Origin of the sequence: Streptococcus sp. HMSC070B10, from assembly GCF_001808665.1 — a bacterium.
Classification (GTDB): domain Bacteria; phylum Bacillota; class Bacilli; order Lactobacillales; family Streptococcaceae; genus Streptococcus.
Genome location: NZ_KV794169.1, coordinates 1 through 619 on the forward strand (window position 1 = coordinate 1; position 619 = coordinate 619).

1 pseudogene is annotated in these 619 nt (G+C 39.3%); it reads right to left on the minus strand.

The features are described from left to right. Positions 1 to 124: 124 nt before the first annotated feature. Positions 125 to 619 (minus strand): annotated as a pseudogene (locus tag HMPREF2613_RS04970) (virulence protein); the annotation flags it as partial.

Sequence of the window (619 nt, forward strand, 5' to 3'; positions counted from 1 at the left end):
CGTTGGAGTAACTTATTTTCTTGCCATTCCGTTCCTTAAACCACATCTTCCAAACTAGTTCTCTAGTAGTAAATGTTATTTTTTTAGCATAATCACCTTTGATGTATAGTCTCATATTGTCCACCTAGTTCCCGTAATAAATTCGATAACCCTTAAAAATCCTATTAATTATCTCTTCCTTTGTGTTTGTATCAAGTTTCCTTAGTTGGCGATTGGTATTTACCCAATCTTCTATAGATTTTCTTCCAGAAATTGTATTTACTTCAATATATTCATCAAGCGAATAGCCTGACTTTCCACTTCCAGATTGAACCTGGAAAATTCCATCACCATTAGTACCACTGCTTGGCTCCCAATCCACACGAAGGTTCACTTTTCGATTTCCTACTCGGGCTTCAATTAGTTTACCACCCCTGCCAGAAATGGTCTTACTCGTAGGTCTATTTGCCTGCCAGCTGTCGTAGTTGCTAGAATAATTAACCTGAATTTCGCCATTTTGTAAGGCCGTCTTTGTGATAGCTGATAAGCTAGTTACTGCTCCACTAGCTATCAGTACATTCCCATATTGTACCCCTGTTACTGATGCTGCCGTACCAGCTACGATACTTGTCCCTGCTGT